The 19034-nt window shown below is 58.9% G+C and carries 16 protein-coding genes and 1 tRNA gene; 8 read left to right on the plus strand and 9 right to left on the minus strand.

Annotation, left to right across the window (positions count from 1 at the left end; all coding sequences use genetic code 11):
- Nucleotides 1-6: 6 nt before the first annotated feature.
- The 3 genes from BM177_RS13580 to BM177_RS13590 all read right to left on the minus strand — a co-directional run bounded on the left by BM177_RS13580 (nt 7) and on the right by BM177_RS13590 (nt 2882).
- Nucleotides 7-1518, minus strand: coding sequence for a carboxypeptidase M32 (locus BM177_RS13580; RefSeq protein WP_091684476.1), 1512 nt, complete (start codon nt 1516-1518; stop codon nt 7-9).
- Between the two features lie 86 nt (nt 1519-1604).
- Entirely contained in the window at nt 1605-2270 is a 666-nt protein-coding gene (locus BM177_RS13585; RefSeq protein WP_091684478.1) for a TetR/AcrR family transcriptional regulator, read from the minus strand.
- Complete coding sequence (locus tag BM177_RS13590) at nt 2271-2882, minus strand: hypothetical protein (RefSeq protein ID WP_139223627.1); 612 nt, start codon at nt 2880-2882, stop codon at nt 2271-2273.
- 357 nt (nt 2883-3239) lie between these two features.
- On the opposite strand from BM177_RS13590, the gene BM177_RS13595 reads away from it, so the two are divergent.
- The 4 genes from BM177_RS13595 to rfbA all read left to right on the plus strand — a co-directional run bounded on the left by BM177_RS13595 (nt 3240) and on the right by rfbA (nt 7364).
- Nucleotides 3240-4484 carry an AAA family ATPase gene (locus BM177_RS13595; protein WP_091684482.1) on the plus strand — a complete coding sequence of 415 codons (1245 nt, stop codon included), beginning with the start codon at nt 3240-3242 and terminating at the stop codon, nt 4482-4484.
- Nucleotides 4485-4686: 202 nt separating this feature from the next.
- Nucleotides 4687-5259, plus strand: a complete 573-nt coding sequence (gene rfbC, locus BM177_RS13600) for a dTDP-4-dehydrorhamnose 3,5-epimerase (RefSeq protein ID WP_091684484.1) — start codon at nt 4687-4689, stop codon at nt 5257-5259.
- Nucleotides 5256-6323, plus strand: a complete 1068-nt coding sequence (gene rfbB / locus BM177_RS13605; RefSeq protein WP_091684487.1) for a dTDP-glucose 4,6-dehydratase — start codon at nt 5256-5258, stop codon at nt 6321-6323. Before rfbC ends, rfbB begins: the two co-directional genes overlap by 4 nt.
- Nucleotides 6324-6491: 168 nt before the next feature.
- Complete coding sequence (gene rfbA / locus BM177_RS13610) at nt 6492-7364, plus strand: glucose-1-phosphate thymidylyltransferase RfbA (protein ID WP_091684490.1); 873 nt, start codon at nt 6492-6494, stop codon at nt 7362-7364.
- A 138-nt stretch (nt 7365-7502) separates the two neighbouring features.
- On the opposite strand, the gene BM177_RS13615 is transcribed toward rfbA, so the two are convergent.
- The 4 genes from BM177_RS13615 to dapA all read right to left on the minus strand — a co-directional run bounded on the left by BM177_RS13615 (nt 7503) and on the right by dapA (nt 11512).
- Nucleotides 7503-8078 carry an LbetaH domain-containing protein gene (locus BM177_RS13615; protein WP_091684493.1) on the minus strand — a complete coding sequence of 192 codons (576 nt, stop codon included), beginning with the start codon at nt 8076-8078 and terminating at the stop codon, nt 7503-7505.
- A gap of 229 nt (nt 8079-8307) precedes the next feature.
- Nucleotides 8308-9507, minus strand: coding sequence for a glycosyltransferase (locus tag BM177_RS13620; protein WP_091684496.1), 1200 nt, complete (start codon nt 9505-9507; stop codon nt 8308-8310).
- A 606-nt stretch (nt 9508-10113) separates the two neighbouring features.
- Nucleotides 10114-10590 carry an SsrA-binding protein SmpB gene (smpB, locus tag BM177_RS13625; RefSeq protein WP_091684499.1) on the minus strand — a complete coding sequence of 159 codons (477 nt, stop codon included), beginning with the start codon at nt 10588-10590 and terminating at the stop codon, nt 10114-10116.
- A gap of 28 nt (nt 10591-10618) precedes the next feature.
- Nucleotides 10619-11512 (minus strand): 4-hydroxy-tetrahydrodipicolinate synthase, encoded by an 894-nt coding sequence (gene dapA / locus BM177_RS13630; RefSeq protein WP_091684500.1) that lies wholly within the window; start codon nt 11510-11512, stop codon nt 10619-10621.
- Nucleotides 11513-11774: 262 nt separating this feature from the next.
- Here dapA and BM177_RS13635 point away from each other — a divergent pair, with 262 nt between their 5' ends.
- Nucleotides 11775-13955 (plus strand): lytic transglycosylase domain-containing protein, encoded by a 2181-nt coding sequence (locus BM177_RS13635; protein WP_091684603.1) that lies wholly within the window; start codon nt 11775-11777, stop codon nt 13953-13955.
- On the opposite strand, the gene BM177_RS13640 is transcribed toward BM177_RS13635, so the two are convergent.
- On the minus strand, nt 13952-14398 hold the full coding sequence (locus BM177_RS13640) for a response regulator (protein WP_091684502.1): 447 nt from the start codon (nt 14396-14398) through the stop codon (nt 13952-13954). The two genes, BM177_RS13635 and BM177_RS13640, sit on opposite strands and share 4 nt — an antisense overlap.
- A gap of 164 nt (nt 14399-14562) precedes the next feature.
- Here BM177_RS13640 and BM177_RS13645 point away from each other — a divergent pair, with 164 nt between their 5' ends.
- Nucleotides 14563-15495 carry an alpha/beta fold hydrolase gene (locus tag BM177_RS13645; RefSeq protein ID WP_175492608.1) on the plus strand — a complete coding sequence of 311 codons (933 nt, stop codon included), beginning with the start codon at nt 14563-14565 and terminating at the stop codon, nt 15493-15495.
- Nucleotides 15496-15556: 61 nt separating this feature from the next.
- Nucleotides 15557-15632, plus strand: a tRNA-Phe gene (locus tag BM177_RS13650).
- Between the two features lie 255 nt (nt 15633-15887).
- Here BM177_RS13650 and BM177_RS13655 read toward each other — a convergent pair.
- Nucleotides 15888-16406, minus strand: coding sequence for an Hsp20/alpha crystallin family protein (locus tag BM177_RS13655; protein WP_091684508.1), 519 nt, complete (start codon nt 16404-16406; stop codon nt 15888-15890).
- 1526 nt (nt 16407-17932) lie between these two features.
- On the opposite strand from BM177_RS13655, the gene BM177_RS13665 reads away from it, so the two are divergent.
- Nucleotides 17933-18796: an outer membrane protein gene (locus BM177_RS13665; protein ID WP_139223628.1), complete on the plus strand. Its 864-nt coding sequence runs from the start codon at nt 17933-17935 to the stop codon at nt 18794-18796.
- The last annotated feature ends 238 nt before the right edge of the window (nt 18797-19034 follow it).

Raw genomic sequence — 19034 nt, forward strand, 5'->3', positions numbered from 1 at the left:
CGGGTTTCATTCGGCGCTGGAGAGGTAGCGTTGGCGGATATGATTTTCAAACGTTTCGGCCTCTAGCGGACGCCCCGTCGCCGATTGCAGGAGGTCGTCCGTGTTGGCGAGGCTTCCTCTCGAGTGGACGTGGGCGCGCAGCCAGGTTCTGAGCGGGGAAAAGTCGCCGCGCCCGATCCCGGGGATGACGCCGGGGTCGGCGCGCCGCGCCGCCTTGAACAGCTGCGCCGCCGCCATGGCGCCAAGGGTGTAGGTCGGAAAATAGCCCCAGCTTCCGCCCGGCCAATGAATATCCTGGAGACAGCCCAAAGCGTCGTTCGGCACGTCGAGACCAAGCAGAGCCTTCATGCCGTCGTTGAAGGCCGTCGGAAGGTCGTTCAGCGCCAGATCGCCCGCGATCATCGCCTTTTCGAGGCCGTAGCGCAAAAGGATGTGGGCGGGATAGGTGACTTCGTCGGCGTCGACCCGGATGAAGCCCGGCCTCACACGGGTCAGATGCCGGTAGAGGTTCCCGGCGCTCCAGGCCGGTCCTTCCGCCCGAAACGCGTCCCTGAGCAGAGGCGTCAGAAATTCCACGAATTCGCGCGAGCGGCACGCCTGCATCTCGATCAGCAGGGATTGGCTCTCGTGCAGGGTCATGCCCCGGGCGGACCCGACGGGCTGACGGCTCCAGCCTTTCGGCCGGCCCTGCTCATAAAGGGCGTGACCCGTCTCATGCAGGACGCCCATGAGTCCGCTGATGAAATCCTGCTCGCGATAGCGGCTTGTGATCCGGACATCGTCAGTCGCGCCGCCGCAGAAAGGGTGCAGGCTGACGTCGAGGCGCCCCCGCTCGAAATCGAACCCGACGGCGGCCATCAGCTTTTCGCCAAGACGTCGCTGAATCTCGATCGGGAAGGGGCCCGGAAAATCATGAAGCTGCGGCAGGCTCGCCTGGAGCGCCCGGCTTTCGTCGATCAGGCTCGGCAGACGGGCGCGCAGATCGCTGAAAAGTTCATCAATCCGGGCTTCGCGCATGCCCGGATCATAACCGTCAAGGAGAGCGTCGTAAGCCGACAGGCCCAGCGCTTCGCCTTTGATCGCGCCAATCTCGCGCTGCCGGTCGAGCACTTCCTGCAGATAAGGCCGGAGCATCGGGAAATCGCTGGTCTTGCGGGCTTGGCGCCAGGCCATGACCGATTGCGATACGGCTTTCGAATTCGCCTCCACGAGGTCGTCTGGAACCGCCGCCGCGTGAAGATAGGCGCGGCGCATCTCCCGGAGGTTCGCCTGCCGCCAGTCATCAAGGCGCGGCGCCGCCTCGGCGCTTTCGAGAAGATCCCTGATCTGCGGCGCGACGAGCAGCCTGTGGGCCACGCCCTCGAGGGTCGAGACCTGTTCGGACCTGCCGTCGGCGGCGCCGTCCGGCATAATCGTTTCCGTGTCCCAGTTGAGCACCCCGATGGCGTCCCTTACGGAGGCGATGCGGGCGAAGGTTCGTTCAAGCGAGCCATAGGCGTCGGAAGGACAAGCGTTCATTGGGAGTCTCCGTGGCGTCGCGGTCGGTCAGGCGTCGTGAATCCAGACACGTCATGAATCCAGACACTGCATCCCGGCGTCTTGACTTAATTCGGCGCTTGTTTTGTGGCGAGGCGGTCAGGCCGCTCCGGTTCGCATCGGGATGAGAGGCCGGCGATAGCCATGCGGCTCAGATCGGTCACGAGTCGTTCGGTGAAATGATGATCCAGCCGCAAATTGAGCGGCGGCCGCGATAAACTGTCATAATGCCGGATGAAAGGGATGACCTGCTGGGTCAGCCAGAAGGTCGCGATGATCACTTCCTCGCGGCTGGCGGACTCGGGTAGAAATCGGCGCACAATGTGTTCGGCCTGATCCAGAATCGGCAGTTTTTCGCTCGCGACAAAGTCAAGGTAGATGGGCGTCGGCGCCAGCGTCTCCCAGGCGAAAATCCGCAAATACCGGCTGACCTGACCATGTCTGAGGAGCGGCGCGACCTGCTGGCGGATGAAAAGCCGCACGGCTTCTTCGCGGGCCGCTCCGTTGATCGTTGCTTCGTCCAGCAGGGAGGCGTCGCTGAGCGCGGCGACAGCCAGGCGAAGCACCTCGCGGTAGAGGCCCTCCTTGCCGCCGAAATGATAATTGATCGCCGCCTGGTTTACGGACGCGCGGCCGGTGATCTCGCGCACCGAAGCGCCAGCGTAACCCGATTCGGCGATCACGTCGGCGGCATGATCAAGCACAGCCTGGCGGGTCGCTTCAGTTGATTTCACTTAATGCATTTTTTTCGTGAAGGAGACCACGGCATCGCCGACCGACGCCATGCCTTCCATGATCCTCGCGTCCGAAGCGGCGACGATATCCCCGGCTTTGGAGATGAGGAGATTTCCGTAATGCAGCGGCGCGAGCCAGTCGATATCCGTATGTTCAGGAGCGGCCGCCGGCTCGCTCGCCACGGGGAGCGCCTGCGCCGGGTGAGCTGGTTTCGGAGCGTTCGCCGCGACATGCGCCTTGTCAGCGCGCGGCCGCTCGCGCTTTTGCGGACTCGCCTGGAGCTGCGGCACCGTCGCGGGCTCGCTCGCGGCGGCGCTTTCTGGCTGGGCGCTCGCAAGGGTTGACGTTGTCCGCAATCCGGCGACATGAGACAGCGCGACGCGCTCGACGAAATCGTCGAGGGTCTCGCTCGCTTGCCCATCGACGAATTTCGCGTCAACAGCGGTCAGATGCGTCTGCGCGGGGATGTGGCCGGGCGTGAGCTTGTCGAAACTCGAAAAAATGACCATGACGCAGAGCGTCGACACGCTTGAAATGAAGATTTGCATGACCAGTTTTCGCGTTAGGGCATGCAGTTCATTGCCTATCGTCAGAAAGATCGGAACCCGCATCAAGGCCTCCTTCAAGCGTTTAAAACGACCGTATGAAATTGATCTCCGGTTGGGGCGGAATTATGGCGTTTTGGGTCTGGGCGACGGGGTTTCCCGGACGGCGAATAATGCTTTCCGACCCTCGCGAGCGGCCTCGAAGCCGCGGACCTGTGGGCGGGTCGCCGACCGCGGTTCGGCCGGTGTTGCCGCGATTTAATCTGCGCTCCAGAATCCGGTTCGTTTCGCTGGCGTAGACTGCGCTTCCGAATAATCGAGGTTCGGCCGCCGGCGGCCATGGTTCAGGTCGAAGCCGGAGAACTTCGCAGGTCCGTGTATTCCGAGGCCATTGCAGGAACATTGTAGGAATAAGGACGCGTCATGACGCTTCTCGAGACCGTATATTCCACCCTGGCGTCCAACCAGCTTCTTGTCGGCGGCGTCGGCACACTGGCGTTCGGCTCCTTGATGTATCTCCTGCGAACGGTCCCGCAGAAGATACTGGACATTATCAACCGGACTTTGTGGACGATTGTGACTGTCGAAAGTCTGTCCAACGAATATCAGGACGTCGACGCGTTTTTAGAGGGCAGGAGGCTTCGCTTTTTCAGCAGATCGCTTGAGATCAAGGACGGACGCCTGAAGACGGGGTTCGGCGGCGGGTGGGGAATTTATGAGGGAATTCTGTTCAATTATTCGAAAACGAAGTCCAATCAGCAAGTCACGCATTTCGAAACCATCACGGTTTCGTTTCTTAGTCGCGACCGGACCTTGGTCGAACGGTTCATGAGGGACAGCAAGCCTGAGGAACACAAGAACTCGATCTACATTTCGATGTTCAATGCTGGCGGCTGCAACGGCGGCCTCCGCAGGCGCAAGCGCGCGCTGGACACTGTTTTCGTCGATCAGGCGATCAAGGACAGGCTCGTCGGACGCCTGACGTGGTTTGTCGGCGCCGAAGAATGGCATTCAGCCCGCGGCATTCCGTGGAAGCTGGGAATCATCCTTCACGGTCAGCCCGGAACCGGAAAGACGAGCCTCATCCATGCGCTCGCATCCGATCTTGGCTTTGACATCAAGTACATCAAATCGCTGCATGGACTGGGCGAGGCCTTCATGTCCGGAACGAAAAACGATCTGTTCGTGATCGAGGATATCGACACGATCGCGAACGGCCTCAACCGCGATTCACCGAGGGAACGCGACGGGAGCAATCCATTTGAGGGGCTCGCCATGTTCGGGTCGCCTCTGCATGAGATCTTGAATTCCATGGACGGCATGCAAACGCCGGATGGCCTTAAATTCATCGTGACGACAAACCATCTCGACAAGCTCGATCCCGCGATCATCAGGCCGGGCAGGATCGACGAGGTGATCGAGATCGGGCCGCTCTTTGTCGACAGCGCGCGTCGCATGTTCAAGGCCTTTTACGGACGTGACGGAATTCACGGCTATTCTCCGCGCCCCGGCGCCGAGCTTCAACTGATGTTCTCGACCATGACGGCGCAGGACGCCGAGACCGAGCTTTCGCGCTTGGCGTCGCAGGCCGATCACGCGGCCGAGCAACTCACGGATCCTCATGCCGGCGCGCCCGTTCGGCTGAGGTCCGTCCCTGGTGGGGCGTGACGACAGCGGTTCGATCGATCGCGCGGTTAACGCCTCGCACAGAGATTGCGCCGATTGATCGTGGGGGAAGGGCGGGGATGCCGCTCCGCAGCTGTCAGTTCAATCGCGGCGGCTTTTCACCATTGGAAAGATGCCCGTCTCCCTTTAGGATAATGCGCCCAAGCAGAGCGCAAGAATTTTTCCGGGGGCGGCGGAGACAGGCATGGAGATCAGCAAAACCGGCTTGCCAGATGTTTTGATCCTCAAACCTCGCCGCTTTTTCGATTCCCGAGGCTCGTTCGTTGAACTCTTCAGTGAACGAACCTTCGCAAAGACCGGATTTGAGACCCGATTCATTCAGGAAAATCAATCGGTTTCGATCGAAACTGGAACAATCCGCGGGTTGCATTTTCAGCTGCCGCCGGCGGCGCAATCCAAACTCGTCAGGGTCGCCCGCGGCAGCATTCTCGATGTCGCCGTCGACCTCCGTCGTGGTTCTCCGACCTTTGGGCGATGGATCGCCGAGACGTTGAGCGCGAAGGAGGGAGAGCAGATCCTGATTCCGCGCGGCTTTGCGCATGGCTTCTGCACGCTGGAGCCCGAGACCGAAATTGTCTACAAGGTCGATTCTTTCTACGCTCCCGAATGCGAAAGCGGTTTCATCTGGAGCGATCCGGACCTCAAGATTGATTGGCCGGTTGACGAAAGCGCGGTCGTTCTGTCCGAGAAAGACGCCAAATTGGGGCTCTTCAAGGATTTTGTGACGCCGTTCGTTTTCGAGGAGGCGTCCAGATGACGTCCGCCAGACGGATACTGGTCACTGGCGGAGCCGGGTTCATAGGTTCGGCTGTCGCTCGGCAGATCATCAATCATACGCCGCATTCGATCCTTGTCGTCGATAAACTGACCTATGCCGGAAACCTCGACTCCCTGGCGCCTGTGGCCGATGACCGACGTTTTTCTTTTGTTCGGGCCGACATCGCGGACGCCGCAAAAATGTGCGATGTCTTCGAGAGTTTCCAGCCCGAGATCGTGATGCATCTTGCGGCGGAGAGCCATGTCGATCGCTCGATCGACGGGCCCGGCGAATTCGTGCGGACCAATGTCGTCGGAACGTTCACTTTGCTTCAGGCGGCGCTCGGATTCTGGCGGACCCGAACCCCCGCACAGAAAAACGCTTTCCGGTTTCATCACATCTCGACCGATGAGGTCTTCGGCTCGCTCGGCGAGGAAGGGATTTTTTCGGAGACCACAGCCTACAATCCGAACTCTCCCTATTCCGCGACCAAGGCCGCGTCGGATCATCTCGTCAACGCCTGGCGACATACCTACGATTTGCCGACGCTCATCAGCAATTGCTCCAACAATTACGGGCCTTATCATTTTCCTGAAAAGCTCATACCCCTGACCATCATAAATGCGCTGGAAGGCCGCGAACTCCCGGTTTACGGGACGGGATCCAACGTCAGGGATTGGCTGTACGTCGAAGATCACGCTCGCGCGCTTTTGACCGTGGCGACGCAAGGCGAAGTCGGCCAAAGCTATTGCATTGGCGGCCTTTGCGAAAAGACGAATCTCGAAGTGGTTCAGGAAATCTGCGCTCTCGTCGACGAGCTTGCGCCCAGCGGCGTCATCGGGCCTCGCGAGGGTTTGTTGCGCTTTGTCGCCGACAGGCCTGGCCACGACCTGCGTTACGCGATTGATCCTGAAAAAATCATGCGTGAACTCGCCTGGGCTCCCACGGAAACCTTCGCGACAGGCCTTCGCCGGACCGTCGAATGGTATATCTCCAACCGCGGCTGGTGGGAGCGTATCCGATCCGGCGTCTATCGCGGCGAGCGGCTCGGGGTCAACGCTTGAACCTCATTTCCGGCGCTCACCCGCCGAGGGACGAGTCCTTCAACTTTACGTCGCGCCAGCGCGCGGCGCTATAATCTGAACGCGCTATCGAATAGTCCTCCGAACCGCCGCGCGGAATAAGGCCCGAATACAAGACGAGGGGACGCGCAAAGAAATTGGAGCAGCTACATGCGTAAGGGCATTATTCTGGCGGGTGGCTCTGGAACGAGACTTCACCCCCTGACGCTTGTGACCTCGAAGCAGCTGTTGCCGGTTTACGATAAACCGATGATCTATTATCCGCTATCGGCGCTCATGCTGGCGGGCATACGGGAAATCATGATCATTACGACTCCCCAGGACCAGTCTGCTTTCAAACACCTTCTGGGAGATGGAAGTCAGTGGGGTCTGAGACTGGAATTCGCCATCCAGCCTTCGCCGGATGGACTTGCGCAAGCCTTTATTATCGCCGCGGATTTCATTTCCGGGCAGCCCTCATGCCTGATTCTGGGAGACAATATTCTTTATGGCCATGGCCTTTCGACCACTCTGAAACGGGCCAGCGCCGACACCGAGGGCGCCACCGTATTCGGCTATCGGGTGGATCAGCCCGAACGTTATGGCGTGATCGAGTTTGACGCCGACGGCCATGTCCTCTCGATTGAAGAAAAACCGCAAAATCCGAAATCACGTTGGGCGGCGGTCGGAGTCTATTTTTACGATAAAGACATTGTTGATCTCGCGCGGTCCCTCAAGCCTTCGGCGCGCGGCGAACTGGAGATTACCGACGTCAATAATTTGTACATTCGGAGCAAGAAACTCAAGCTCGAAAGAATGGAGCGCGGGTTCGCCTGGTTCGACGCCGGAACGCATGATTCCTTGATGGAGGCGGCTGAATTCGTCCGCGTTCTTCAGCAGCGCCAAGGCCAGTTGATCGCGGCGCCCGAAGAGATCGCGTTCCTGAACGGCTGGATCGGCAGGGACGCTTTCGAATCGCTTGCAATTAAGCTCGGTAAAACAAACTATGGTCGTCGCTTGCTGGATAATGTGCGCGCGAATTAGGACCGGGCGGCGAGGCGGGGTCGCGATGCGGTCTCGCCTGAAAACCGACGGCCTGTCGTAAAATGACGGCTGGTCAACATAGGTTTATGCGCTACCGCGTCGCCGCCGCGCGAGATGGAACGCCAGCGCCAGCCCCGTTCAACCGGCGTCCGGGAAACGGACCTTTCTCAGCTTGATGAGCTTGGCCGGATTGCCGGCATACACGGTCCAGGGTTCGAGATCGCGAAAAGCCACTCCGCAGGCGCCCAGCACCGCGCCTTCGCCAACCACGACGCCGGGGCCGACAAACGCGTCAGCGGCGACCCATGCTCGCGTCTTGATGCGGATGGGTTTTGCAATCGTCTGAAAATACGCGCTCTCGATGTCGTGGGAGCCTGTGCAGAGATGGGCTCCCTGGGAGACGATGGCGTAGTCGTCGATGGTGATCTTCGCCATCGTGTAGAGCGTCGCGCGCGGCCCGATCTGACAATAGTCTCCCAGTTCGAGATGCCCTGGATACCAGATCCGGGTGCTCCCATAAACGAGAGCGGTCGGCGAGACCTTGGCGCCGAAAAGGCGAAGGATCAGACGCCGCCAGGCCGCAAACGGAGGCGGCGTCCATGCTCCAAGCAGCAGCCAGGTCAAATCCCAAAGGGTCCGGATCAAAAGAAACCGGAGGGGAAAAGTCTGGCCGCCTTCAAGAGGATTATGACTTCCTGCGTCGAGGATTTCCATTCAAGCGGGCTCGCTCTAAGGTTTGCCGGCGGACCGGCGGCCGGCGCGCGGACCGAGCGTGCGTCAGCTTGGCTTTATATGCCAGCAAAGCTGTCGGATTTCTATCTGATTTCGAATAAGTTGTAGAAACTCGGGAGAGGCTCAGCGAACGCGTATCTTCTGTCAAATGCGGCGACAAAACATTGTGAAGACCGCGCCAGCGCCCCGCCAGCGTCCTGGCGAACTCCCGCTACGCCGCCTTCCCCGAACAGCGAATGGCTTCGATCAATTGCGGTCCCATTGTGCTGATGTCGAATTTCTCGACAAAGCCTTGCCGGGCGCGTTGACCCATCGCCGCCTTTTCCTCCGGACTGAGGTCGAGGAATTGGTCCAGAAGACGCGTGAGGCCGGCAAGATCATCGGGTTCGACGATGCCTGCGCCGGACGCGACGACTTCACGCCATGTGTTGACCTTGTCGGTTGTGAGGACGGGTTTGCCGCAGGCCATCGCCTCGGCGATCACGATGCCAAAGTTTTCCTGATGCGATGGCAGGACGAACGCTTCTGAACCGCGAAAGGCGCCCCATTTGAGATCGCCCTTCAACATTCCCGGCCAGTGAATCCTGTTTCCTATCCCCGCGGCTTCCGCGGCCGCCTGCAACTTTTTGACCCAGCCGACCGAATCAGGCCCGGCGATGACGAGATCAATTTCAGGATCCTTGTGAGCGACCTTGGCGAAAGCGTCGATCAGCAGATCGCAGCCTTTTTTGGGGTGAATCCGGCTCAGGTACAAAATAAACTTTCGGTTCCCCAAACTGGGGCACGCCGCACGGAACGCTTCGATCTGGACGACCGGGTCGCCCTTGATGTCCTGCGTTCCGTAAGCCACGACGCGCCCGCGGCAACGGAAGGGCCAGAAAGCGTTCTTCGCGAGCAGAAGTTCCTCCTCGGTGACAAAGAAGACGCCATTCGCGTGGGCCAGAAGCCTTCCCTCGCTGATCCACCAGAGAAATTGTTTGATCACCCGTTTCACCGGTTTGATCTTGTTGAAGTACGGGTCGAGCATCCCGTGAGGATAGACGAAATACGGCGTGTCGCCCTTGGCCAAAGCCCGCGCCGCGCCCATGGCGGAGTAACTCCACAGGCCGTTGACGATGATTGCGTCATACTTCCGCGCATTCTCCTTGAGCCAGGGCACGAAATGGGGGGTGTAGCCATAGTTCGAAAAGAAGGGGATCCTTTTTCGCCAGCGGGCATAGCTGCGGCTTTGAATTCCCAAAGGGTAAACAGGCAATGGACAATTCTTGACCCAGGGATCCCCTGGAGCGTCCAGCGAGACGATCTCACGATTGCACCCCTGCTCGCGCAGAACGGGAGCGGAGATGAAAATGCCTTCGATAGGTCCGCCGAACTCAGGATTGACCGTAGGAATCACGTGAAGAATGATCATGGATTGCTCGGCTCGCTATTCAAGAGGACCCAAATGGCTCAAACCAGCCGCCTCTGTGGTTGTGAGTCGCAAAAAGACGAAATTTCGATTTGCGCATCGATTTTCTGTAACAGAGTAAAGCCCTCTGCCCGAATCGATTTCAAGACCCGACCCCGAAGCGTTCCGAACGCTGTCCTGGATCCGCCGCAGCCTTTTCCGCTCGCGGAGCGACGACGGCCAAGCTGTATGGCTCTTTGATTATAGGGAAATTCTTTAAGGATGCAATAATGAGTATTGAGTGAGTATAGTCCCTACTTTTCATCGCCAGAACTCATCGTTGCTGCTTTTACAAACCTCATGGATAAGAACCTTAAGAAAAAGTCTTTGTTGTATTTTGCCGCCGACCATGCCCAGCCAAGTAGCTTGTCCTTGGCGAAGGTAACAAAAGCGACGCTGGCCGCAATCTTTTCAATTTGCCCTCGGGCCCGATATTTGCCCTCAGGTCCGCGCGCCGCTAAAGCATATTCCGATCGGAGTGAATCGATCCAATCGACAAGACTATGCTCAAGCCTTTGACTCTGGAGCGATTTCTGATCAATCGCATGACTTCATACGATCGGAATATGCCTAGCCCTTTTCGCGCAGCAAGCGGCCTTTTTCGCGATTCCAATCCCGCTTTTTCTCGGTTTCCCGCTTGTCGTGAAGTTGTTTTCCGCGGGCCAGGGCGATCTCGATCTTCGCCCTGCCTTGTTCGTTGAAATAAATTCTCAAGGGCACGATCGTCATGCCCTCTCGCTCCGTCCCCTGCGAAAGTTTGACGATCTCGCGAGTCTTGAGCAGCAGTTTGCGCGGCCGCTTCGGCTCGTGATTGAAGCGATTCGCCTGCAAATATTCAGGAATCGTCGCGTTCACAAGGAACAGCTCGCCCGCCCGGTCGACCGAGGCATAGCTTTCCGCGATCGTCGCCTTCCCGGTGCGCAAGGACTTAACTTCGGTCCCGGTGAGCATCAAACCCGCCTCGAACGTCTCTCCGATCTCGTAATTGTAACGTGCCCGGCGATTTTCAGCAGCGACCTTCAGGGGACGCTCTTTTTTGGCGGACACTCACTAAACTCCCGGCTGCGAGAAATTTTCACGCATGGATCAATCCCGAATGAACCATCGCGGCCTTGATGGGAGCTTGCGCCGCCGCGGACGCCGGCAGCATGGGCGAGCGCACCTCGTCGAGAATTTTGCCAATCAAGGAGAGCGCGAATTTGGGTCCGGCGGGATTGGGCTCGATGAAAAGGGCGGAGTGGAGCGGGCTTAGCAGATCATGAGCTTGCAACGCCGCGGCGTAATCTCCGCGAAGGCAAGCCTCCTGGAATTGCGAACATAGTCTCGGCGCAACGTTCGACGTCACTGAAATGCAGCCTTGTCCGCCTAAGGACATGACCGCAAGCGCGGTCATGTCCTCGCCCGACAGTTGGAGAAAGTCCTCGCCGAGTTCACGCCTTTGCAGGGCGGTCCGGGCAAGGTTGCCGGTCGCGTCCTTGACTCCGCAAATATTTTTTAGCTCGAAAAGCCGCTTCATCGTGTCGATGGACATGTCGACCACCGAGCGGGGCGGAATATTGTAGATGACGATCGGAATTCCGACCGCATCGTTCACCGCCTTGAAATGGCGGTACAATCCCTCCTGCGACGGTTTGTTGTAATAGGGCGTGACCACGAGGAGCCCGTCGGCTCCGGCGCTTTCGGCGAATCGCGCGAGTTCGACAGCCTCATGCGTATTGTTCGATCCGGCTCCCGCGATGACGGGAACGCGGCCCCTCGTCTCCGCAATGCAGGCCCTCACGACCTTGTGATGTTCCGCGTGGGAGAGAGTGGGGCTTTCTCCTGTCGTTCCTACAGGGACGAGGCCATGCGTGCCGCTTTCGATCTGCCAATCGACCAGCGCCCGAAACGCAGGCTCATCGAACTCGCCCGACCGGAAGGGCGTGACCAGAGCCGTAATCGACCCTCTGAACGACGCCTTCTTACCCATGCCAAAACACCTTTTCGCCAAACCGCCCAACGGACGCCGCAATTCCAAGGCTCACTCTTCGTCATACTTGAGCGAGCGCACAAGCTGAAGCAAGCAGACGACACATAGCCGTCAAAAGCGCTTCCGAAAAGGGCCGCCGGCTCAGGCCAAACAAGCCGCGGGTAGGGCGTCAACGTTTAGTTCGCGTTTTGTTAACGATAATGGACCAATTTTTAAGCCCTTGTTCGGGCCTTCTTTAATAATCGGAAGCATTGGAAAAAATATGCTCTCCAGGGATTTAAGTTTTTGGCTCAAGGCGGCGACAGGCGTCGTGCTGACCGGCGTCTGCGCCGCATGGATTCATGAAAGCGGTCCGGATTGGGGCCTCTTCGCGTCAAACGAAGATCAGGCCGTCGTTTCATCCGGTCTTGACCCCGACGCCTTCGAATCGCCCTATCTCCAGGAAGACGACGCTCCCGACGACGATCCTCTAAGGCAACGCCGGAAAACCGGCAACGCCTCGGCGCTATTGTCCGATCGCGCGCTTTCGCAGCAATTTGACATCGACGCCACCGGTCTCGCCGAAGCCATCGCCGCGTACAAGTCCGCGGATCTGGCGCGCGGCGACAATGCGGCCAGATCCGCGAAAGACCCGACCGTCCAGACAGCTCTCGAATGGATCGCCCTGCGAACCTTTCCCCGCGAAGCCGGTTTCGCCCGGATCCAGGCCTTCATCAACGCGCATCCGTCCTGGCCAGCGCTCGGCTGGCTTCACAAGCGCAGCGAAGAAGCGCTTTTTGGCGACCGCAAGAACGCGCCGCTCATCAAGACTTTTTTCAGCAACGCCCGTCCCGAGACGCCCGCCGGCAAACTGGCGCTCGCAAAGGTTTTGACCGACGAGGGCAAGACCGCCGAGGCGGCGACCCTCGTTCGCGACGTGTGGCGTGAATCAGATCTCAACGCGACGCTCGAAACCAAGGTCAAGTCGGATTTTATCTCGTATCTCGATCGCGCGGATCACAAATTCCGCGCCGATCGGCTCCTTTATAAGGAGGAGACCGCGAACGCATTGCGCGCCGCCGCGCTGGCCGGGCCAGATGTCGTCGCGCTCGCCAAGGCGCGGGCCGCCGTTATCGCCGAAACCAACAGCGACAAGCTTCTGGCCGCCGTTCCAGTCTCGCTTCGCGCCGACCCCGCATTCCTGTTCGCGCAAATTCAGAAGCTCCGCCGCGCGGAGAAGTTCCGCGAAGCTGTCGACGTGATGCTGTCGGCTCCGAAAGATCCCGCGCTTCTCGTCGATGGCGACGATTGGTGGGTCGAGCGCCGGCTGCTGGCCCGCAAAATGCTCGACCAGAACGATGCGGCCACGGCTTACAAGCTGTGCGCGGAACATTCGGCGTCATCGCGCGAGATGCGGATCGAGGCTGAATTCCACGCGGGCTGGATCGCGTTGCGCTTCCAGAACGATCCTGCGAAGGCCGCAATTCATTTCGAGAAGCTTTCTCAATATGCGGAAACGCCGATGTCGAAGGCGCGCGCCGCTTATTGGCGAGGCCGCGCCGCCGAAGCTTCGGCCTCTGAAACAGCAATCGCCGCGGCCAATGCGTTCTACCAGCAGGCGGCGAATCAGCCGACGACCTATTACGGCCAGCTTGCGCGTGAAAAGCTCGGGCTGGATATTGCTCCGATCCGCGAAATTTCCAATGAAGCAAAGGGCGACGCCCGCGAAGAATCCATCAAGGTGGTGGAATTGCTTTATGGCGTCGGTGAAAAGTCTCTGGCGACGCCGCTCGCCATCGAAGCGATCCATAACCTCCAGGACGATGCGCAGATCGCCGCTCTCGCCCGGGTGGTCGCGAACCAGCGCGACGCCCATATCTCCCTCACGGTCGGCAAGCTTGCGAGCCAGCGCGGCGTGCCTCTCGATACGTTGGCCTTCCCGACCTATGGCGTGCCGTCTTTCGAGCCCCTGCAAAATTCAGCCGCTCCCTCTTTGATTTATGCGATCGCCCGGCAGGAAAGCGCCTTCAATCCCACCGCTATCTCGACCGCCGGCGCCAAGGGGCTGATGCAGATGATCGCGTCGACCGCGCGGCGAACCGCCCAGCGCGCCGGCGTCGCTTTCGATGAAAACCGGCTCGTGGCCGACGCCGCGTTCAACGCCCAGCTGGCGGCGGCGCATCTTGGCGAGCTTCTCGCCGAGCAGAGAGGATCCTATATCCTGACCTTCGCCGCCTACAACGCAGGCGGAAAGCGGGTCAAGCAATGGATCGACGCCTATGGCGATCCACGCAAGCCGGGCGTCGATGCGATCGACTGGATCGAGCGCATTCCCTTTACCGAAACCCGCAACTATGTGCAGAGAGTCAGCGAAAACTTGGGTATCTACCGGATCCGCTTCGGCGAGGAGCCGACGGGAATTATTTCAAGGGAGCAGATCGCCAAAGCCCAAGCCAAACTTTAACGCCGGGAAATGTTTTGGAATTGTTCGGACGGTCCGCGCCTGCGGGCCTGTTCGTTCCGAGTCAGGATCCTGCGCAGCGACTCCTCAATTCCGCTAATCAGGTCGGCCGAATGATAAGGTTTCGGCATGAACACGTCACCGTCTTGAATTGACTCTGAAGATCCGTAACGGCCAGACGTCACAACCACGCCAATGCCCGGCCAATCGTGATGGATGCGTCGAGCCAGACTCAATCCATCTAACGAACCGGGCATTTCCACATCGGTGAAGACAACACCGACGTTCGGGTGGACGGAAAGAAGCCGCAGCGCTTCGTCTGCGTCGCATGCCTCGATCACCTCGAACCCGGCGTCCTCCAGCATGCTGGCGCTCGCCGTGCGCACGTAAGGTTCATCTTCGACGACAAGGACGAGAGGCAAAGCCCTTTTTTTCGTCTGTTCCATGGGCTATCAACAAGGCTCATCTATGTAGGTTCCTCATCGTTTCCTCTTTGGTAAAAAGAGAGTTTCCGGCCTTTTCCACGCTCGCGCGCGTCGCCTCCGCAATTCCCGCCAAGAGTGCATAAGGCGGCTTGGTCCGCGCCGAACGAGTACGCTTTGGAGGTTTTGTGATCATTCCAGAGCTCCCCTTCAAAAGCCGCTTCGTTTCCGCTTGCGATGGACTGCCTTTGCATGTGCGCGATTATGGCTCCGCGCTCGATCGCGGCGTCCCGGTGGTCTGCCTCCCCGGTTTGACCCGGACCTCATCCGACTTCGGCCCCCTCGCCAGCGCTATGACCGCCGGGCTTTTTGGCGCCCCCCGCCGGGTGCTTGCGCTGGACTATAGGGGACGCGGAGACTCCGGTTACGACCGGGACTGGCGCAATTACAGCCTCGAAATCGAAAACGGCGACATCCTCAGCGTCTTGACCGCTCTGGGAATCGAGCGCGCCATTTTCATCGGAACGTCGCGCGGCGGCCTCCACGCGATGCTTTTGTCCGCATCGCGCCCCTGCACCCTTCACGCGGTTGTGCTGAACGATATCGGGCCTGTCCTGGAACCCATCGGCATCGCCCGAATCCGCGGCTACGCCGGCAAGACGCCGGCGCCCCGTTCCATACCCGACGCGATCGATCTGCTCAAACATCTCATGAGCGAACATTTCAGCGGCCTCAGCGAGGAGGAATGGAGGATCTATGCGAGGATGACGTTCTGCGATGCCTCTGGCCGCCTCGCGCCGCGCTATGATCCGCGTCTCGTGAAACCGTTCGATAGCCTCGACCTCGAGCAGCCGTTGCCGGATCTATGGGCGCAGTTTGACGGCCTGCGCGACACCCCTCTGCTGATCATCAGAGCAAAGAATTCGGATCTGCTGTCGCCTGAGACCCTGGCCGCAATGGAGAAACGCAGGCGTAGGTGCGAGATCCTCATCGTTCCAGGCCAGGGCCATCCCGCGCTCCTCATTGACCGGACGTCCATTGCGCGCATCTGCGAATTCATCGCCCGCGTGGACCCGACGCCTCCAGAGCCTGCCGACGGCGCCCGGAAGAATCTGAGCTAGACAATCCCGTCATCGCTCCGTTATAACCGCGCCAGCGCCGGAGCCGAATTCGCCTGGCGACGCCCAGGTAGCTCAGTTGGTAGAGCATGCGACTGAAAATCGCAGTGTCGGTGGTTCGATTCCGCCCCTGGGCACCATTATTCCCCCTGAATCCATTACTCCCATGAATACAGAGACTTAGAGCGCTCCGCTCGCCGTGTGCGGGCGGCGCGTTTAGCCTTGGGCGACGCCAGGGCGCGTAGCGGCGTGTGCTTGCAAGGCGCATCCATGCGAACTGCCCTGTTTCAATTTTTCAGACAGGCGATTGGCGCAGTCTAATAGCTCCGCCCTGCATACTTGCCGAAAATGATCCAGTCGCTGGTCATTCGCGAATTCTCATCTCGCGGCGGCGTTCAGCGCCGCTTGCTCAACCGGAGCTCGAGCACGCCGTTGCGGAGAGACAATTTTGGCGCACCACCGGCAAGTAGGTTCTCGAAAAGCATTTCCTTGCGATAGAGACGTTCTCCCGTCTGGGCTTCCAGCAGCAAAATAGCGCCGTCGCGCAGGCAGCGAATATCCTTGCGCTCGACGCCGGGCAATTCGAAAAGAAGAAGAATTTCGTCCGGTTTCTCGACCACATCGGCGACAGGCTCCAGCACTTCAATCGAACTCCGCTTGGCCTCGCGACGCGACGAATTTTCCCGGCGAAGGGACGCATTCTCTGTCGCCTCCCGCTTTCCCGCGACCTCGCCCACGGCGCGCTTGTCGAATGAATTTTCCATCACCCGGACGTCTTTCTCATGACGGCCGCGCCGGGGAAGATTGTCGAAATCGGAAAGAACGTCGAAGAGAGTGGACAGGCCTTGCGCGATCCTTGTGAAGGCCGCGGCGCCGGCCTCATCATTTTTGTCCCCGGGATCGTCCTTATTCATGAACCCTGCTCCTGCTTTCGAAGGGCGCCGCGGCGACGCGCCCAAACGCCTTTTCAATCCGGTCCAGCCTCTCGTTCATCAGCGATCAGCGAGGCGTGTTGCGCGGGCTCCGGCCAGTTCTGGAGAGTGTTGTGATTCTCACAAGGCAAGATCACAACACATGGGTCACTTCCGCGGAATTCATGCGCCGGGCCGAGCCGTCCTGGAAAGGCTGAAGTTTGTCATATCAATCAGCGCCATCGCTCATGACGCACTCAAATAACGTGTCAAAAATTCGTCGTTCGCTGAACGCTCCGGCGAATTCGTCTAAATCTTGGTTGAATCGAACTGCATGAAATTATGCGTTGGGACTGGACCGCTCTTGTTGAATGCAATGTCGTCGTCGCAATGTCATCGTCACCTAGCGCCGCCGCCGCGCTCACGCCGGCAGTTCAGGATTTCCAAGCAGGCGCCCGCCCTTCGCCGCGAGCAGCTACGCTGTTATCGCCTCCCTGTATTTGGCCATCTGGCTGGATCCGATTAGGAACGGCAGGTTGAGCATCTTGACTTCAAGATTTGGAATGACAAATTCCGTTACGCTCACGAGACCTCCGCTCCATCAAGCGCCAATCCTGGTTACGGTTTTCCTACGCGCTAAGGTCGACTGGAAAATTCTTCCACCGCAACCTTTACCGTAGATATCCTGGCGACGGGACATCTCGCGGTCTGCTGCTCAGCTTCCGCTATCGCCGGTTTTTAAACTCTTCATTTCCGAACTCACCATTTCCGAACTCGCTGTGACTGGCTGCGGCTTCAACATCGGCTGCGGCGATTTCGTGATTCATTTTCTCCCTGATGCACTGCGTGTTGGTTCTTGCGCAGCACTATCCTCCCGTTCTTTCGTCCCCGCCGGCGCAAGATTGCAATGATTCATCTAGAGAGCTATCTCAGATGTATGAACTATTCATGCGCAACATCACGTGGGTCGATCACTTTTGTTGCGCCAGTGGGAAATTTGAAAGTTCCGCTTTGCACGGCGTAGTCGGAGGCGTGTTTTTCGTGACGTTTGCACTGCACGCGCCGGCGCCGCGAAAGGAACGGGCGATAGTGATCGAAGCGCATTGTCGCCCCAGAACTGCAAAGCCGCACAGGTCGACCACGCGCCCGAGCGACCAAGATCAATTTTCTGACTTGCTCACCGTAATAGCGATCTCCGTTTCTTGGTCATGATGGCCAAGGTAAAGCGTGACCATTCGATCGATCCAGGCGATTTTCAGCCTCACATGTCTAGTTTTGATCTGTCGCCCGGCGACGCCATCCACTCCCTTGAATTGTTCTGGGACTCTTTAGTTTCTCTATTTGTTCCAATTTCGGCGATAAGAGTCAAAAATGATTTGCGGGGCTCGCGCCTGTTGCGCCTCTGACACGGGTCGCCGGAAAATAAGGCGGCTCCCGGACAACAATTTGACGGTCGAAGAAATTAGCCTAAGCTCCGGCTATCCCTGTTGAATCTGGTTCTGCCGCCGTCCTTGCCTTCGGAGAAACACATGTTACGCTTGGCGCTCTTGCAATCGGTTGGTGCTGTAGCACTTTGCGGTATGTGCCTTGCGGCTGATCTCGCACCTGCGGCTCCAACGCCGTCTCCCTACAATTGGACAGGCGCCTACGGCGGCGTCAACCTCGGCGGCCACTGGCGGAATTCTTCGATGCAATTCACCGGGACGGACAGTTCCGGTCTCGAAGCTGGCGGCGGCCTTGGCGTGGCGCAATCGTTCGGCGTCATTCCCTATAATGGCGTCTCCACGGTTTCCGGTTTGATCGGCGGCGGACAACTCGGCTACAATTATCAGTTCAACAGCTTCGTGTTTGGCCTCGAAGCCGATGTCGACGGCGCGACAGGGCGTAACTATTCAAGCGCTTCACTCAGCAATAGCGTTTTCATCTTTCCGACCTTGACCCAAAGCGATCAACGGCTTGACTGGCTCGGCACAGTGCTCGGCCGGCTTGGCTGGACGCCCGCTGAACGCCTGTTGCTCTATGTCACAGGCGGTCTCGCGTTCGGCCAGTCGACATCCTCGTTCACTCTCACCAATGGGTTCGCGGATCCCGCCTTGTCGGCCTATGCGCAAAGCAAGCGGAATGTCGGCTGGGCTGTCGGCGGCGGCTTTGAATTCGCCTTGCCGGACGCCTGGTCGAACTGGTCTGTCAAGGTCGAGTATCTCTATTACGACCTTGGCTCCTCGACCGGGACTGTGGGCTATCAGAATATTGATCTCAACGAGGCCGAGGAGTTTTCCAGTTTGAGCGGAAAGGTCCGCAACAACGGCAACATCGTACGCGCCGGTTTGAACTACAAGTTCAACCTCGGAGAATTGGCGCCGGCGCTAGCGCCTGTCGTCGGCAAATACTGAACTTATCAAGTCAATTGTTATGCAAGGCGCTTGTAATCGCTGAAGGGAAGGGAGGTTGTCGACTTGACCAGAATGTTGGACACGTCGACCTGCCGTGCGCTGCAGGCGGACATGGCTGCGCGTTCGGCTCTCTTCCGGCGACTGAGTGCGCGTGATCGCTATTCATGAGGGTGAAGTCCAACCGCGACGGGCGCAAACCGCTACGGTTGCATGTCGCAGCGGATGAACGGTTTGGAGC

The sequence above is a fragment of the Methylocapsa palsarum genome (assembly GCF_900114285.1).
In the GTDB taxonomy this organism is placed as follows: domain Bacteria; phylum Pseudomonadota; class Alphaproteobacteria; order Rhizobiales; family Beijerinckiaceae; genus Methylocapsa; species Methylocapsa palsarum.

Bases quoted from the DNA above. Each gene is read 5' to 3' on its own strand.
- rfbB (WP_091684487.1), top strand. From the start codon at position 5,256: ATGACGTCCGCCAGACGGATACTGGTCACTGGCGGAGCCGGGTTCATA.
- BM177_RS13665 (WP_139223628.1), top strand. From the start codon at position 17,933: ATGTTACGCTTGGCGCTCTTGCAATCGGTTGGTGCTGTAGCACTTTGC.
- BM177_RS13640 (WP_091684502.1), bottom strand. From the start codon at position 14,398: ATGGAACAGACGAAAAAAAGGGCTTTGCCTCTCGTCCTTGTCGTCGAA.
- dapA (WP_091684500.1), bottom strand. From the start codon at position 11,512: ATGGGTAAGAAGGCGTCGTTCAGAGGGTCGATTACGGCTCTGGTCACG.
- BM177_RS13635 (WP_091684603.1), top strand. From the start codon at position 11,775: ATGCTCTCCAGGGATTTAAGTTTTTGGCTCAAGGCGGCGACAGGCGTC.
- BM177_RS13580 (WP_091684476.1), bottom strand. From the start codon at position 1,518: ATGAACGCTTGTCCTTCCGACGCCTATGGCTCGCTTGAACGAACCTTC.
- rfbC (WP_091684484.1), top strand. From the start codon at position 4,687: ATGGAGATCAGCAAAACCGGCTTGCCAGATGTTTTGATCCTCAAACCT.
- BM177_RS13595 (WP_091684482.1), top strand. From the start codon at position 3,240: ATGACGCTTCTCGAGACCGTATATTCCACCCTGGCGTCCAACCAGCTT.
- BM177_RS13615 (WP_091684493.1), bottom strand. From the start codon at position 8,078: ATGGAAATCCTCGACGCAGGAAGTCATAATCCTCTTGAAGGCGGCCAG.
- BM177_RS13655 (WP_091684508.1), bottom strand. From the start codon at position 16,406: ATGAATAAGGACGATCCCGGGGACAAAAATGATGAGGCCGGCGCCGCG.
- BM177_RS13590 (WP_139223627.1), bottom strand. From the start codon at position 2,882: ATGCGGGTTCCGATCTTTCTGACGATAGGCAATGAACTGCATGCCCTA.
- BM177_RS13620 (WP_091684496.1), bottom strand. From the start codon at position 9,507: ATGATCATTCTTCACGTGATTCCTACGGTCAATCCTGAGTTCGGCGGA.
- rfbA (WP_091684490.1), top strand. From the start codon at position 6,492: ATGCGTAAGGGCATTATTCTGGCGGGTGGCTCTGGAACGAGACTTCAC.